Here is a 17,277-nt window from a genome sequence, read left to right as displayed (position 1 = left end):
CATGAATTTAATTGAAATAATTAATCATACACCACTAATCAAACAGTGGCATGAGCAGTTAGAACAACAAGCAAAGCGCCAATTGTTAGTTGGGTTATCTGGTTCTGCAAAGGCTTTGGTAATGGCTGGAGCCTATGAGAAATATCAGCGACAGATTATTATAGTCGTTCCAAATCTCTATTATAGCAACCAGTTGGCAGAAGAATTGCGTCAAGTTATGGATGATGTGTATCTTTTTCCAGTTGATGAGGTGCTATCTGCTGAGATGGCTTTTTCTTCACCCGAGGCACGAGCAGAGCGTGTCGAAACTTTAACAGCCTTAAGTCAAGGAAAAAAAGGTATTTATGTTGTGCCCTCAGCAGCTTTACGCAAATATCTACCAGCACCAACAACTTGGCAAAACAACCAGCTGCACTGGCAAATCGGAAGTGAAATTGATTTACAGAATTTAGCTCAACAGTTGGTTTTGATGGGGTACGAACGTCAATCGATGGTAGGCAAACCAGGTGAATTTAGTATGCGTGGAAGCATCGTCGATATTTACCCTCTTACTACGAGTTATCCGATTCGAGTGGAATTATTTGATATAGAAGTTGATTCTATCCGCTACTTTGAGGCTGATACGCAACGTTCAGTTATCAATTTAGAAGAGATATGGATTGGCCCGACGACCGAATTAGTATTTGATCAAACTGATTTGGACCGTGGGATTGAGAAGGTAAGTCAGTTATTAGAAAATCGCTTAGCTGTTACCAAAGAAAAAGCGGATCAAACGTTTTTAAAGGATTACTATGGCCAATTAATGGCTTCATGGAAAGATGGAATTCCAACAGAAGAAGCACGCTATTATACCGATTTGATGTATGGGGGAGAAACTTCTCTACTGCAATATGTAGATAGCAGTGCTTGGCTATTTATCGATGACTACGGTCGAATTATGGAGACCAATCGTGAAATGGAGCGGGAGGAAGCTGAGTGGCATACACAAAAATTAGCTGAGCTTCGAGTCTTTTCCGAGCAGCACTTTGGACTTGATCTGAACAGTCTACTTAAAAAGACAAGTTTGGTTTCGTCTTTCTTTTCACTTTTCCAAAAAGGCATGGGTAATTTAAGATTTGAAGCTATTCATGCGTTTCAGTATCGTTCGATGCAGCAATTTTTTGGTCAGATTCCTTTGTTGAAAACAGAAGTGGATCGTTGGCAAAAGCAGCAGCAAACGGTCATATTTGTTGTTTCAGATCAAGAACGTCAAGAAAAACTGATACAGGAATTTCAAGATGCGGAAATCCAAGCTGTTCAATCGAAGAGTGATCAATTATTAATTGGAAAAACACAAATTATTGAAGGAAATTTATCCTCTGGTTTTGAATTGCCGCAAGATCATGTCGTTGTTGTAACTGAACGCGAAATTTTCCAGAAAGTCACTAAAAAGCGCGCTCGTCGTCAAACTATTTCCAATGCGGAACGATTAAAGAGTTATAACGAATTAAAAGCTGGCGATTATGTAGTTCATGCAAATCATGGTATTGGTAAATACATTGGTATGGAAACTATAGAAATTGATGGTGTCCATCAAGATTACATGACTATTCTCTATCAAAAAGATGATAAATTGTTTATTCCGGTTACGCAATTAAATCTAATCCAAAAATATGTTGCATCAGAAGCAAAACCACCTAAAATCAATAAATTAGGTGGCAGTGAGTGGAGTAAAACAAAACGTAAAGTTTCACAAAAGATTGAAGATATTGCAGATGATTTAATTGAGTTATATGCTAAACGGGAAGCCGAACGTGGGTATGCTTTTGGGCCAGATGATGAGTATCAAAAAGAATTTGAAGATGCATTTCCGTATACTGAAACAGATGACCAATTGCGCAGCTCAGCTGAAATCAAGCATGATATGGAAAAGCCGCGGCCAATGGATCGTCTGCTAGTCGGAGATGTTGGATTTGGGAAAACTGAAGTAGCACTACGAGCAGCTTTTAAAGCAATTAAGGAAAATAAACAAGTTGCCTTTTTAGTTCCAACTACGATTTTAGCTCAACAGCATTATGATACAATGATTGAACGGTTTGAAAATTTCCCTGTTAAAGTTGCTATGCTCAGCCGCTTTAGAACGAAAAAGCAGCAGCAGGAAACGATTGAACAATTACGCACAGGTCAAGTAGATATAGTAGTAGGAACCCACCGTATTCTTTCACAGGATTTGAAATTTGCTGATTTAGGTTTGTTGATAATAGATGAAGAACAACGTTTCGGTGTAAAACACAAGGAGCGACTGAAACAATTGCGCTCTCAAGTAGATGTATTGACACTGACTGCAACGCCGATTCCTCGTACCTTGCACATGTCTATGCTAGGCGTTCGTGATCTATCAGTAATTGAAACACCCCCAGAAAATCGTTATCCTATTCAAACTTATGTCATGGAAACTAATCCAGGAGCTATTCGTGAGGCAATTGAGCGCGAAATGGCTCGTGGTGGGCAAGTTTTTTATCTATATAATCGAGTCGAAACAATTGAACGCAAAGTTGAAGAATTGCAAATGCTTGTGCCGGACGCTCGGATAGGGTTTGCTCATGGACAAATGACGGAGGTTCAACTGGAAAATACTTTGCTGGATTTCATTGAGGGTCAATATGATGTTTTAGTGACTACTACGATTATTGAAACAGGGGTAGATATCCCCAATGTAAATACATTATTTGTAGAAAATGCTGATTATATGGGCTTGTCTACCTTATATCAACTAAGAGGACGGGTTGGTCGGAGCAATCGAATTGCCTATTCGTATTTTATGTATGAACCACAGAAAATATTAAACGAAGTTAGCGAAAAACGATTGCAAGCCATTAAGGATTTTACCGAACTAGGTTCTGGCTTTAAAATTGCGATGCGTGATTTATCTATTCGAGGTGCCGGAAATCTATTGGGGGCACAGCAACATGGCTTTATCGATGCGGTTGGGTTTGATATGTATTCTCAAATGTTGACAGAGGCTGTTGATCGTAAGCAAGGAAAGAATACGCAGACTGAACGAACTTCAGTTGAAATCAATATAGGTATCGATGCATATATTCCGGGAACTTACATTGAAGATGAGCGACAAAAAATTGAGATTTACAAACGAATTCGCGAGTTGGAAAGTCGGGAAATGCTGGATGAGGTGGAGGCTGACTTGGTTGACCGCTTTGGTGATTACCCAGATGAAGTAGCCAATTTACTGAACGTTGGACAAGTGAAAATGGATGGTGATCGCGCACTCATTGAAAGTATTGCTAAACGTGATCAACAATTAATTATCACATTAAGTAAGGTGGGAACCAAAGCTTATGCAGTAGAACAATTGTTTGAAGCCTTGAGTGCTACGAAATTGAAAGCTACTTTAGGTGTTGAGAAAGAGAAGATGGTCATTAAGCTGGTCATACAACCTAAAATGGATCAGGCAGTTTGGTTGCGAGAATTAACGAAATTTGTTAAGGCGCTGCGTGAACAAAAATACAAGGATTAGGAGCTGATGGCACTGGCTAACAAAGAAATGAAAGTCATGATGCGTGGTGCTTTTGTGCTGACTGCAGCTTCCTTTGTTGCAAAAATTTTAAGTGCCATTTATCGCGTACCTTATCAAAATCTGGCTGGAGATGAAGGCTTTTACGTTTATCAGCAGGTGTATCCTATTTATGGGATTGCCATGACCTTGGCACTTTCAGGATTGCCGCAGTTTATTTCAAAATATGTAGCTGAGAAAAATGGACCTAGAGAGCAGCGGGCCGCCCTTACTGAGCTATTTCCATTAGTTACCGGTTTAGGATTAATATTATGGGCAATTACTTTTTTTGGAAGTCGTCAAATTGCTAATGGAATGGGTGACGCAAGGTTAGCCTCGCTCATCCAAGTCGTATCCTTTACTTTTGTATTAATGCCTCTATTGTCAATAACCCGTGGTGAATTCCAAGGGAAATTAATGATGGTTCCTACTGCTGTTTCGCAAGTAGTTGAGCAATTAATTCGAGTGGGGGTTATTTTAATAGCAGCCTGGTCTTTTCAACAGTTTCATTGGAATGTTTACCATACCGGAACCGTTGCTATGGCAGGCGCTTTAGCTGGTGGAGCAGCGGCTGTTTTAATTTTGCAGTATTATCGTCGTAAAGTATTAGGGACTAGTACCCCAATCGTTTTTCTTAAAATTACTGATCGGTCTAAGACTCTCATAAAGAGACTCATTTTAGAGGGCGGTTTAATGACTGTTTACAGTGGCTATCTTATCTTGTTTCAGCTAATTGATTCTTTTACAATAAAAAAAGCGCTGGTTGACTCGGGGCTTACTGAATACGGAGCCAAGGTTGCTAAAGGAGTTTACGATCGTGGACAGCCTCTGGTTCAATTAGGATTGGTTGCAGCGTTAGCTCTGAGTTCTAGTTTCTTACCGGTTTTAACCCGCTATTTAGCTAAACATGACCGTCGCTTGTTCATCAAATCTAGCCAAATATTCCTAAGGTTGACTTGTGGGGTGGCTGCCGCTGCATCATTAGGCCTAGTATTGTTGCTCCCATATGTAAACTTTGCCTTATTTAAAGATTATTCAGGGAATCTCACACTAGTTTTGTTTGTTTTTTCCATTTTCTTGATGGCGATGATCCAAAGCTATCAAAGTATCGCACAGAGTCAGAACCGGTATCAAATTTCACTACAGGCTGCAGGCTGGGGCCTATTATTGAAAGTTTTAACAACCAATTTATTCACTCGAGTGTGGGGAACGGTGGGAGCAAGTATTGCTACTTTAGCGGGATTGACTGTCGCTTTAATTGTTTTGCACCGTGGCAGTGATTCGGCAATAACCAACTATTTAAAGGAAAGAAAATTTGGAAAGAAGTTAACTGTTTGTTTGGGCGGTATGGTAATCAGTTTATTTGGTTATTACACAGTGTTATCAGTATTAGGTAATCCAGTTCAACATCGCAGTCAAGCCTTGTTTGTTGCCTTACTGGGGGTATTAATTGGTGCTAGCATGTTCTTATTTTTATCAATTCGTTTGAAACTGCTAACAACTAGAGAATGGTTAATGCTTCCAATGGGTTCGAAAATATTACGATTAAAGTGGAGAGGAAAATAAATTTATGCGCTTAGACAAATTTTTGAAAATCTCAAGAATTATTAAACGACGTTCGGTAGCGAAAGAAGTAGCTGACAAAGGACGGATTCAAGTAAATGGAAAGCTAGCTAAATCTTCAACTGATGTCAAAATTGGTGATGTCATACGTGTTCAATTTGGGAATAAAATTATGGAAGCAAAGGTAGCTGCGTTGCATGAGTCGACTAAAAAAGAAGACGCTGCTGGAATGTATGAGATTATTCAAGAAACAAGAGTTGAAAATAACCTTAATTAAGGTTATTTCAAATAGACATTAGAATTTGAAATTGCTATAATAGGAAAGAAACTCAAGAAAAGAGGAGCTTGACGAAATGGGTGAAAAAAAGCTGAAGGTAGCCGCACTAGATACGCCTTATGCTAAAGAACAATATAAAAAGTTTCAAAAGCAACAGCGCCAATTGATTTTCAAACGTCGTCGTTTAACTGCACTTTTTTTGATAGCTGCGTTTGTTTTCATTATTATGGGCGTTCAATTATTTGGTGAGCATCAGCATTTAACTGAGCTAAAAGCGATTCAAGCTAAAACAGAAGCAGAATCTGCAAAGCTTGATCAACAGGTATCAACCTTGAAACAGGATGTTTCTTTGTTGCAAGATGACGATTATGTTGCTAAATTAGCGCGTAGCCGCTATTATTATTCCAAAGATGGTGAATTAGTGTTTGTTTTGCCTGACCAAGACAAAACTGCACAAAAATCGTCATCCGACGAAATTGTAAAGTCAGAAACTGCGGAATAAGCGGTTTTAATAAATAGGTAAAAAAATAGGAGGAACAATCTTTTTATGTCAATCGAAGTAGGAGCTAAGCTGCAAGGAAAAGTGTCCGGTATCACCAATTTTGGTGCGTTTATCGATTTAGGGGAAGGGAAAACAGGCTTAGTCCATATCAGTGAAATTTCCAATGGATTTGTTAAAGACATCCATGATGTATTATCTGTAGGCGATGAAGTGACAGTAAAAGTTACCTCTGTAGGTAATGATGGAAAAGTTGGTTTGTCTATTCGTAAAGCCCAAGATCAACCGCAACCTGAAAAGAAACCCTTTGTCCGAGAAAAACGTGAAAGTCGTCCAACTCGTCCGCAACCAAAGGGGAATTTTTCAAAGAACAAAAAAGAAGACTTCGATACATTGATGAGTTCCTTTTTAAAGGATAGCGATGATCGTTTATCATCCTTAAAGCGTAATACAGAAGGCAAACGTGGCGGCCGAGGCGGTCGACGCAACTAAATTAAGTGATTAGCTGAAATTCATCGTGAATTTCAGCTTTTTTCAATAGGAGAGACGAAATGGAACAGAAGTTTTTGCAACGTAATCCTGAACTTCAAACGGTAGAACGAATTTTAGTGGCAGTTTCTACTGGGGTAGATTCTATGGTTCTTTTACGATTGTTAGAAAAATTGAGCACACGTACTGGTTTGAAGATTGGTGTAGCTCACGTGAATCATCAATTAAGAAAGGAATCTGCTAAAGAAGCGATTTTTTTGAAAAACTATTGCTACGAGCATCACCACGAATTTTATGAAAAAAAATGGGAGACGCTACCTGAATCAGGTATTGAAGTTAAAGCTCGTGATTTTCGCTACACCTTTTTTGCCGAAGTGATGAAAGAAGCGGGTTTTCCATTGCTTTTAACGGCTCATCATGGAGACGATCAAATTGAAACGATGTTGATGCGTTTTACTCGAGGTGGAAGTTTATTAAGCCACGCAGGGATGCAGCGGAGACGTTCATTTGGTGATGGAACATTATTTAGGCCGTTATTATCTTTTTCAAAGCAAATGCTAGTTAATTATGCTTTAAAAGAAGAAGTTCCCTATTTTGAGGATTCAAGTAACGCTACTTTACGGTATGCTAGAAATCGTATTAGACATCAAGTGTTGCCTGTATTGAAAGAGGAAAATCCAAAACTTTTAGAACATAGTCAACAATTTCAGCAGCAGTTAACGTGGGCAGAAGATGGACTGCGAGGCGCTCTAAAAGAAAATTTAAACAATGTTGTTTACCAAAAACAACGATGGCGTTTTATACAAAAGGATTTACCATCTGAAGAGGGTTTACGTTATTATTTTTTGGCTTTCTTATTTGAAGAAATTTACCAGGAGACTCAATTGGTGGTCTCACAACGACAGCTTTTCCAATTGGTCCATTTATTCAGTAATGGAGAAGCTCAATGGAGTATGGATTTAGGAGAGAAGTGGCAGTTCTCCGCCAGTTATCAAACATATACGATAGCCAAAGAGAACGTTACTATTCAAGAAATCTATTCATTGAATAGTAACGAAACTATAGAATTATCTCCCAATGAGCAGTTAGTCTTAAAAAAGGATGGAAGTATTGAACGAAATGGGGACTATTCTGCAGTTCTCCCAACAATGGTTCGATTGCCTTTGATTGTAAGAAGAAGAGAACCGGGTGATCGAATTCAGCTTGCTGAAAATTTAAGAAAAAAGGTTAGTCGTTATTTTATCGATGAAAAAATCCCTCGAAATAAAAGAGAGCAAGCGTGGGTCGTCACGGACGCTGGAGGAGAAGTTCTAAGCGTCATCCCCTTTGTTAATTCCTATTTGAGTATTGGGAATGAAACTGATAGAATACACTACATACTGGACTATTATTTGTATCATTGAAAGGAGCCTCTCATGCAAGGAAAGGATATTGAAAGAGTCTTAATAGATCGGGCTGAAATTCAACAACGTTGTGCTGAATTAGGCAAAGAATTAACGAAGGATTATGTAGACAAAAATCCATTAGTGGTTGGTATTTTAAAAGGGGCTGTTCCGTTCATGGCGGACATTGTTCGTGAGATCGACACTTATTTGGAATTAGATTTCATGGATGTATCGAGCTATGGAAATCAAACAGTTTCCTCAGGTGAGGTAAAGATCATCAAAGATTTGGATACGAATGTTGAAGGACGCGATTTGTTGATTGTAGAAGACATCATCGACAGCGGCCGTACACTTCATTATTTGGTTGAATTGTTTAAATACCGCAAAGCCAAATCAGTAAAAATTGTTACACTGTTAGATAAACCGGAAGGTCGTATTGTTGATATTGAAGCTGACTATATTGGTTTTAATGTGCCAAATGAATTTGTAGTAGGATATGGCTTGGATTATGCTGAAATTTATCGTAATTTGCCATATGTCGGTATTTTGAAACCTGAAGTTTATCAATCAAATTAGTGACAGGAACAATTCACATTATGATATACTATAAAGGTCAGGATTGATAAAATTTTAAGAAAGCAACAATACGAGGAGGAAACGTATGAATAAAAACCCAAAGGGGGCTAAAAATGCTCTCTATTATATCCTCGTCATCTTGGCTATGGTCATGGTTGTGTATTTCCTTTTTGGAGACAATCGTACCCAATCGCCAGATATCGAGTATTCCACTTTCACTGAACAGCTAAAAGAAGGAAAAATCAAAGAATTCAGAATTCAGCCAGCGAGTGGGGTTTATAAAATCACTGGGGAATACAATGAACAGCAAGAAGTAGCTAATACTGGTGGTTTGAACATCATTGGTTCAACTGAAAGTTCAACTACACATTTTAGTACTATTGTATTGCCAAATGATTCTACATTAAGTGAAGTGACTAAACTTGCTAGCGAAAATGGAATCAAAACAGAAGTGCAAGAGGAATCCAGCAGTGGCATGTGGGTAACCTTACTTGTGAGCTTCTTACCGATCTTACTGATGGTTTTCTTCTTTTACATGATCATGGGTCAACAAGGTGGCGGCGGTGGCGGCAATGGCCGTGTCATGAACTTTGGCAAGTCAAAAGCTAAAGAAGCTGACAAGAAAGCCAATCGTGTACGCTTCTCCGATGTAGCCGGTGCAGAAGAAGAGAAACAAGAATTAGTAGAAGTAGTAGAATTCCTAAAAGATCCACGACGCTTCGTTGAATTGGGCGCTCGTATTCCAGCAGGTGTACTGTTGGAAGGACCTCCCGGAACAGGTAAAACCTTACTTGCAAAAGCAGTAGCTGGTGAAGCAGGGGTCCCATTCTATTCAATCTCTGGTTCTGATTTTGTGGAGATGTTTGTTGGGGTCGGTGCAAGCCGTGTCCGTGACTTGTTTGAAACTGCGAAGAAAAATGCACCTGCGATCATCTTTATTGATGAAATTGATGCTGTCGGTCGTCAACGTGGAGCTGGCATGGGCGGCGGTCACGATGAACGTGAACAAACTTTGAATCAATTATTAGTTGAAATGGATGGATTTGATGGCAATGAAGGTGTTATTGTTGTTGCTGCAACGAACCGTTCAGATGTATTAGACCCAGCACTGTTGCGCCCAGGGCGTTTTGACCGTCAAATTTTAGTTGGTCGACCTGACGTCAAAGGGCGTGAAGCCATTCTACGAGTGCATTCTCGTAACAAACCATTGGCAGATGACGTTGATTTGAAGGTTGTTGCACAACAAACGCCAGGTTTTGCTGGTGCAGATTTAGAGAATGTCTTGAATGAAGCAGCATTAGTTGCTGCTCGTCGTAATAAGAAGAAAATTGATGCTTCAGACGTGGACGAAGCAGAAGATCGCGTAATTGCAGGACCTGCTAAGAAAGACCGAGTTATTAGTAAGCATGAACGTGAAATGGTGGCTTATCATGAAGCAGGACACACCATTATTGGTATGGTCTTGAATCGCGCTCGTGTTGTTCACAAAGTAACCATTATTCCTCGAGGACGCGCCGGCGGTTACATGATCGCCTTGCCAAAAGAGGATCAAATGTTGATGTCTAAAGAAGATATGTTTGAACAAATTGTTGGTTTACTAGGTGGACGTACTGCCGAAGAAATCGTGTTTGATGCTCAAACAACGGGTGCTTCTAATGACTTTGAACAAGCTACTGCTTTGGCTCGAAGTATGGTGACGGAATATGGAATGAGTGATAAGCTTGGACCAGTTCAATATGAAGGCAATCACCAAGTGTTCGTTGGTCGGGATTACGGTCAAACTAAGGCCTATTCTGAACAAGTAGCTTTTGAAATTGATCAGGAAGTTCGTAAGATTTTGATGGAGGCTCACGATAAGGCTCGTCAGATTATTGAAGAACATCGTGAACAACACAAATTAATTGCTGAAAAACTATTAGAATTTGAAACTTTAGATGCTAAAGCAATTAAGTCATTGTTTGAAACTGGTCAAATGCCAGAAGGACAAGGTAGCCTTTATCCTAGCGAAAGAACTCAAGCCCAAACTTTTGAGGAAGCAAAACGTGCGTTAGAAGAAAAAGATGCTGAAAAGCAAGCTCTGGATGAAAAGAAACATAATGATCCAAATGGCGATGATGAACCAATCGAATCACCTGACGATACAAGCGACAATGAACAATAATTTTTGAGAGAAGCATGCCTTAGCTGGCATGCTTTTTTGTATTTCTTTTAAAGTGGTACTGGGAAGTTGAAAAAAAGTGTAAGTCCTAGTATGATGCAATCACGAGTAAGATTGTCTATAGGAAAGGCAGCAACAAGGATAAGGAGAAAAAGAAATGACTGATTATTTAGTAAAAGCGTTAGCTTATGGAGGCTTTGTGCGGGCTTACGCAGTAGATGCAACGGAGACAGTTGCTGAGATGCAGCGCCGTCATGATACTTGGAATACTGCGTCAGCAGCGCTAGGTCGTACAATGATTGGAGCACTAATGTTGGGTGCTACCTTAAAAGGTGATGACAAATTAACGGTAAAGATAAATGGTAATGGACCTGCTGGTGGAATTATTGTTGACAGTAATGGCAAGGGAGATGTGAAAGGTTATATTAAAAATCCGCATCTTAGTTTGCCATTAAATGAAGTTGGCAAGATTGATGTTCGTGGAGCGGTAGGAAACGAAGGGATGTTTACTGTTATTAAGGATTTGGGTTTAAAGGAACCTTTCTCTGGTCAGACGCCAATTGTTTCTGGAGAAATTGGTGAAGATTTCACCTACTATTTAGCTGTCTCTGAACAAACACCTTCTGCTGTTGGGGTGTCAGTATTAGTTGATACAGATGATTCGATTAAAACGGCTGGTGGATTTATGATTCAGATTATGCCTGGTGCTAATGATGAAGTGATCGATCAAATTGAAGAACAATTAAAAGAAACTGCTCGAATTTCCTCTCTGTTAGATCAAGGTCAAACGCCAGAAGAAATTCTGCAAGGACTTTTGGGGACTAATGATATAGAGTTTCTGGAAAAGATGCCTGTCCGGTTTAAATGCGATTGTTCAAAAGAAAAATTTGGAGCAGCGATAATTAGCTTAGGGCCTGATGAAATTCAAGCAATGGTTGATGAAGATCATGGTGCTGAAGCAGTTTGTGCTTTCTGTAATAATAAATATGAATACAGTGAAGCAGATCTCATGGAATTAAAACGAGAAGCAATGGGGGAAAAATAGAGTGAAGCCGTTAAACGGAACCTGGAAAATCGGTAACGTAGAAATACCCAATCGAATTGTAGTAGCGCCAATGGCTGGTATTACAAATGCTGCATTTCGTGTGACTGTTAAAGAGTTTGGAGCTGGTTTAGTTGTTTGTGAAATGATCAGCGATCAAGGTATTCATTTTCGCAATAAAAAAACGTTAGATATGCTGTACATCGATGAAAGAGAGCATCCCTTGAGTATACAAATCTTTGGTGGAAGTAAAGAATCATTGGTTGAAGCGGCGCTTTTTGTACAAGAGAATACGAAAGCAGATATAATTGATATCAATATGGGATGCCCTGTTAATAAGGTTATTAAAGCCGAAGCTGGAGCCAAATGGTTGCTAGATCCGGACAAAGTCTATGAAATGGTGCACGCGGTTTCTTCAGCTGTTGATATTCCGGTTACTGTCAAAATGCGCATCGGTTGGGATAGTAAACATGTTTTCGCTACTGAGAACGCCCTCGCTGCGCAAAGTGCAGGGGCTTCAGCGATAGCGATGCATGGTCGTACAAGGGTTCAAATGTATGAAGGTCGTGCTGATTGGGATATATTGACAAATGTTGCAAATCAATTGACCATTCCCTTTATTGGGAATGGGGATGTTCGAACACCTGAGGATGCAAAACGCATGATTGAAGAGGTGGGTGCAGATGGCGTAATGATCGGACGTGCTGCGCTAGGGAATCCATGGATGATTCATCGCACGCAACATTATCTAGAAACTGGTGAATTAATTGATGAACCAACACCAAGGGAAAAAATTAATACTGCGAAATTACATTTAGCACGTTTAGCAGATTTGAAAGGTGAGAAAATTGCCTGCCGTGAGTTCCGTCAACATGCGAGCTACTATCTAAAAGGAATTTCACGTGCAGCTAAAGTAAAAGTGGCGATTAATCAAACAGAAGAGAAACAAGTGATTGTGAATATTTTAGACCAATTAGTGGAATCGCTAGAAGCAAAGCAAAAAATTAGTTAATCTTTCAAGCCGAATTCTCTATTCGGCTTGATTTTTTATGGATAGATTGGCATTATAAGGAAGAGTACCTACATTAAAGGAGGAAAATTCGTGACTGATGAACAAAACAGCTTAGCGGAAATGAATGATCAAATGCGTGTCCGCCGCGAAAAAATGGAGGCTATTCGCGAAGAAGGCATGGATCCATTTGGGAAACGCTATGAGCGTACAGCAAATTCACAAGAATTACATGAAAAATATGACAGCAACACAAAAGAAGAATTGCATGAGTTGGCATTAACTGCTAGTGTTGCAGGTCGAATGATGACCAAACGGGGTAAAGGAAAAGCAGGATTTGCACATTTGCAAGATCGTGAGGGTCAGATTCAAATTTATGTTCGTAAAGACGAAGTTGGAGATGAAAATTACGAAGTATTTAAACGTGCAGATTTAGGTGATTTTTTTGGTGTTAGCGGTGAAGTAATGAAGACAAACACAGGTGAGGTCTCAATCAAAGCAAAAGAAATTACATTACTCACAAAGTCTTTACGTCCAATGCCTGAAAAATATCATGGATTGACGAATGTAGAACAGCGGTATCGCCAACGCTATTTAGATTTGATTAGCAACCGTGAAAGTTTTGATCGTTTTATGAGACGGAGTCAAATTATTAGCCAAATTCGACGCTATTTAGATGGTCTAGGTTATATTGAAGTAGAAACTCCAGTTTTGCACAATGAAGCTGGTGGAGCTACTGCGCGTCCATTTATTACACACCATAATGCATTAGATATAGATCTTTATTTGCGTATCGCTTTAGAATTACATCTGAAAAGACTGATTGTCGGCGGTATGGAAAAAGTTTATGAAATTGGGCGTGTTTTCCGTAATGAGGGGATTGATACTACTCACAATCCAGAGTTTACGATGATGGAAGTATATACTGCTTACACTGATTATCAAGATATTATGAACCTGACTGAAGGCATTATTCGTGATGCAGCCAAAAATGTTTTAAATGAAACAACAATTACCTATGACGGAGCATCAATTGATTTGGGTAGTGAGTTCAAACGGATTCACATGGTAGATGCGGTTAAGGAGCGAACAGGTGTAGATTTTTGGAAAGAGATGTCAATTGATGAGGCACGAGCTGCAGCGAAAGAGCATAACGTCGAAATCAATGAAAATATGGAAGTTGGACATATCCTCAATGAATTTTTTGAAACCTTTGTTGAAGAGACTTTGGAACAACCGACTTTTGTGTATGGTCATCCGGTAGAAGTCTCACCACTGGCTAAGAAAAATGACGAAGATCCACGTTTCACTGATCGTTTTGAATTGTTTATTGTGGGGCGCGAGTTTGCTAATGCTTTTACAGAGTTAAATGATCCAATTGATCAAAGAAAACGTTTTGAAGCACAAGAAAAAGAAAAAGAGCAGGGGAATGACGAGGCTCACGGTGTAGATGAAGACTTTCTTGAAGCTTTAGAATATGGAATGCCACCTACTGGAGGTTTGGGAATTGGAATTGATCGCCTAGTTATGCTTTTAACAGATGTGCAATCAATTCGTGACGTTTTACTATTTCCTACAATGCGCTAAAAAATTTAACTGATTTACTTGTAAGCGAGTAGATCAGTTATTTTTTTGTTATTTACGAACGAATATCAAGTTAAATAGTAGTAACGGTCGTTTATGAAAAAAAGTTAAAAAAAGTTGCGTTTTTCGTTGACCAGAGCCAATTATGTTGGTATATTATGTATTGTTCCAAAACGAACAATATACGTTCAAAAAAAAAATAAAAAAGTCGTTGACAGATGACTGTAAATCAGTTATTCTATCAAAGTCGCATCTGAATGACTCAAACAAATCTAAAAAACTTCATCGAAAAAAGTTTAGAAAGTTGTTGACATTGAGTTGGCAACCTGATAAGATTTAAGAGTTGCTGATGCAACAAGAAACAGTTGATTTTATCAAGTAGACCTTTGAAAACTGAACGAATAAAACAAACCAAATGTGTAGGGCGCTTCTATTATTATAGAAGCAAACAACATAGCAAGCAATTGCTAGCGAATCAATTTTTAAATTGAGCTTAACAGTCGCAAGACTGTTTCAAACACTTTTTATGAGAGTTTGATCCTGGCTCAGGACGAACGCTGGCGGCGTGCCTAATACATGCAAGTCGAACGCTTTTTCTTCCACCGGAGCTTGCTCCACCGGAAGAAAAGGAGTGGCGAACGGGTGAGTAACACGTGGGTAACCTACCCTCGAGCGGGGGATAACACTTGGAAACAGGTGCTAATACCGCATAACAAAGAAAACCGCATGGTTTTCTTTTGAAAGGCGCTTTTGCGTCACTCGAGGATGGACCCGCGGTGCATTAGCTAGTTGGTGAGGTAACGGCTCACCAAGGCAACGATGCATAGCCGACCTGAGAGGGTGATCGGCCACATTGGGACTGAGACACGGCCCAAACTCCTACGGGAGGCAGCAGTAGGGAATCTTCGGCAATGGACGAAAGTCTGACCGAGCAACGCCGCGTGAGTGAAGAAGGTTTTCGGATCGTAAAACTCTGTTGTTAGAGAAGAACAAGGGTGAGAGTAAAAAGTTCACCCCTTGACGGTATCTAACCAGAAAGCCACGGCTAACTACGTGCCAGCAGCCGCGGTAATACGTAGGTGGCAAGCGTTGTCCGGATTTATTGGGCGTAAAGCGAGCGCAGGCGGTTTCTTAAGTCTGATGTGAAAGCCCCCGGCTCAACCGGGGAGGGTCATTGGAAACTGGGAAACTTGAGTGCAGAAGAGGAGAGTGGAATTCCATGTGTAGCGGTGAAATGCGTAGATATATGGAGGAACACCAGTGGCGAAGGCGGCTCTCTGGTCTGTAACTGACGCTGAGGCTCGAAAGCGTGGGGAGCAAACAGGATTAGATACCCTGGTAGTCCACGCCGTAAACGATGAGTGCTAAGTGTTGGAGGGTTTCCGCCCTTCAGTGCTGCAGCTAACGCATTAAGCACTCCGCCTGGGGAGTACGACCGCAAGGTTGAAACTCAAAGGAATTGACGGGGGCCCGCACAAGCGGTGGAGCATGTGGTTTAATTCGAAGCAACGCGAAGAACCTTACCAGGTCTTGACATCCTTTGACCACTCTAGAGATAGAGCTTCCCCTTCGGGGGCAAAGTGACAGGTGGTGCATGGTTGTCGTCAGCTCGTGTCGTGAGATGTTGGGTTAAGTCCCGCAACGAGCGCAACCCTTATTGTTAGTTGCCATCATTTAGTTGGGCACTCTAGCGAGACTGCCGGTGACAAACCGGAGGAAGGTGGGGATGACGTCAAATCATCATGCCCCTTATGACCTGGGCTACACACGTGCTACAATGGGAAGTACAACGAGTCGCGAAGTCGCGAGGCTAAGCTAATCTCTTAAAGCTTCTCTCAGTTCGGATTGTAGGCTGCAACTCGCCTACATGAAGCCGGAATCGCTAGTAATCGCGGATCAGCACGCCGCGGTGAATACGTTCCCGGGCCTTGTACACACCGCCCGTCACACCACGAGAGTTTGTAACACCCGAAGTCGGTGAGGTAACCTTTTGGAGCCAGCCGCCTAAGGTGGGATAGATGATTGGGGTGAAGTCGTAACAAGGTAGCCGTATCGGAAGGTGCGGCTGGATCACCTCCTTTCTAAGGATAAGCTAGGATGCAGCAATGCAGCCTAGCGTTACGGAAGACTACACAGGCTTGTTTTTATTCGTTCAGTTTTGAGAGGTTTACTCTCAAAACATTTCGTTCATTGAAAACTGGATACAGAAAATAAACAAACAAACCGAGAAAAAACACCGCGTTGAATGAGTTTTTAATCGTTCAATTGCTTTTTTATTGATCGGACTTCTATCGCTAGAAGAGAAGATCAAGAACCAACCGTAAGGTTGATAAGGTTAAGTGAATAAGGGCGCACGGTGGATGCCTTGGCACTAGGAGCCGATGAAGGACGGGACTAACACCGATATGCTTCGGGGAGCTGTAAGTAAGCTTTGATCCGGAGATTTCCGAATGGGGAAACCCAACATCTTTGATAGGATGTTACTTTTCAGTGAATACATAGCTGATTAGAGGTAGACGCAGAGAACTGAAACATCTAAGTACCTGCAGGAAGAGAAAGAAAATTCGATTCCCTGAGTAGCGGCGAGCGAAACGGGAAAAGCCCAAACCAAGATGCTTGCATCTTGGGGTTGTAGGACTCCGATATGGTAGTTTATTCAAATAATCGAAGGACTTGGAAAAGTCTGCGAGAGAGGGTAAAAGCCCCGTAGATGAAATTTGGATAGCACCTAGGAGGATCCTGAGTACGGCGGAACACGAGGAATTCCGTCGGAATCCGGGAGGACCATCTCCCAAGGCTAAATACTCCCTAGTGACCGATAGTGAACCAGTACCGTGAGGGAAAGGTGAAAAGCACCCCGGAAGGGGAGTGAAATAGATCCTGAAACCGTGTGCCTACAACAAGTCAAAGCCCGTTAATGGGTGATGGCGTGCCTTTTGTAGAATGAACCGGCGAGTTACGATTACTTGCGAGGTTAAGTCGAAAAGACGGAGCCGCAGCGAAAGCGAGTCTGAAATGGGCGAATGAGTAAGTGGTCGTAGACCCGAAACCATGTGATCTACCCATGTCCAGGTTGAAGGTGCGGTAAAACGCACTGGAGGACCGAACCCACGTACGTTGAAAAGTGCGGGGATGAGGTGTGGGT

At 40.9% G+C, this 17,277-nt stretch carries 11 protein-coding genes and 2 rRNA genes (1 of these 13 cut by a window edge); all 13 read left to right on the top strand.

What is annotated here, in order from left to right; all coding sequences use genetic code 11:
• Window position 1 precedes the first annotated feature (1 nt).
• Window positions 2–3,514, top strand: coding sequence for a transcription-repair coupling factor (gene mfd / locus IGI46_RS01530; RefSeq protein ID WP_429972687.1), 3,513 nt, complete (start codon window positions 2–4; stop codon window positions 3,512–3,514).
• 12 nt (window positions 3,515–3,526) lie between these two features.
• A complete protein-coding gene (locus tag IGI46_RS01525) occupies window positions 3,527–5,116 on the top strand; it encodes a putative polysaccharide biosynthesis protein (protein ID WP_429964995.1) in 1,590 nt (529 codons plus the stop codon).
• Between the two features lie 4 nt (window positions 5,117–5,120).
• Complete coding sequence (locus tag IGI46_RS01520) at window positions 5,121–5,390, top strand: RNA-binding S4 domain-containing protein (RefSeq protein WP_207671819.1); 270 nt, start codon at window positions 5,121–5,123, stop codon at window positions 5,388–5,390.
• 76 nt (window positions 5,391–5,466) lie between these two features.
• The gene (locus IGI46_RS01515) at window positions 5,467–5,892 is read left to right on the top strand and encodes an FtsB family cell division protein (RefSeq protein ID WP_207701537.1); all 426 of its coding nucleotides are present in this window, start codon (window positions 5,467–5,469) and stop codon (window positions 5,890–5,892) included.
• A gap of 45 nt (window positions 5,893–5,937) precedes the next feature.
• Complete coding sequence (locus IGI46_RS01510; protein WP_207701536.1) at window positions 5,938–6,381, top strand: S1 domain-containing RNA-binding protein; 444 nt, start codon at window positions 5,938–5,940, stop codon at window positions 6,379–6,381.
• A gap of 59 nt (window positions 6,382–6,440) precedes the next feature.
• A complete protein-coding gene (gene tilS, locus IGI46_RS01505) occupies window positions 6,441–7,781 on the top strand; it encodes a tRNA lysidine(34) synthetase TilS (RefSeq protein WP_429964559.1) in 1,341 nt (446 codons plus the stop codon).
• A 12-nt stretch (window positions 7,782–7,793) separates the two neighbouring features.
• Complete coding sequence (gene hpt, locus IGI46_RS01500) at window positions 7,794–8,339, top strand: hypoxanthine phosphoribosyltransferase (RefSeq protein WP_429964558.1); 546 nt, start codon at window positions 7,794–7,796, stop codon at window positions 8,337–8,339.
• Window positions 8,340–8,424: 85 nt separating this feature from the next.
• Window positions 8,425–10,500 (top strand): ATP-dependent zinc metalloprotease FtsH, encoded by a 2,076-nt coding sequence (gene ftsH, locus IGI46_RS01495; RefSeq protein WP_207701533.1) that lies wholly within the window; start codon window positions 8,425–8,427, stop codon window positions 10,498–10,500.
• 154 nt (window positions 10,501–10,654) lie between these two features.
• Window positions 10,655–11,542, top strand: a complete 888-nt coding sequence (gene hslO / locus IGI46_RS01490; RefSeq protein ID WP_429964557.1) for an Hsp33 family molecular chaperone HslO — start codon at window positions 10,655–10,657, stop codon at window positions 11,540–11,542.
• 1 nt (window position 11,543) lies between these two features.
• Window positions 11,544–12,551, top strand: coding sequence for a tRNA dihydrouridine synthase DusB (dusB, locus tag IGI46_RS01485; protein WP_429964556.1), 1,008 nt, complete (start codon window positions 11,544–11,546; stop codon window positions 12,549–12,551).
• A gap of 120 nt (window positions 12,552–12,671) precedes the next feature.
• On the top strand, window positions 12,672–14,135 hold the full coding sequence (gene lysS / locus IGI46_RS01480) for a lysine--tRNA ligase (protein ID WP_429964994.1): 1,464 nt from the start codon (window positions 12,672–12,674) through the stop codon (window positions 14,133–14,135).
• Between the two features lie 519 nt (window positions 14,136–14,654).
• A 16S ribosomal RNA gene (locus tag IGI46_RS01475) occupies window positions 14,655–16,213 on the top strand.
• Window positions 16,214–16,465: 252 nt separating this feature from the next.
• Window positions 16,466–17,277, top strand: a 23S ribosomal RNA gene (locus tag IGI46_RS01470) (it continues 2,100 nt past the right edge of the window).
• Together the 16S and 23S rRNA genes form the textbook arrangement of a ribosomal RNA operon.

The sequence above is a fragment of the Enterococcus sp. AZ163 genome, assembly GCF_050498925.1.
Classification (GTDB): Bacteria; Bacillota; Bacilli; order Lactobacillales; family Enterococcaceae; genus Enterococcus_A; species Enterococcus_A ferrettii.
The sequence above is the reverse complement of the archived record's forward strand: the minus strand, read 5'-3'. Positions and strand labels throughout refer to the sequence as shown.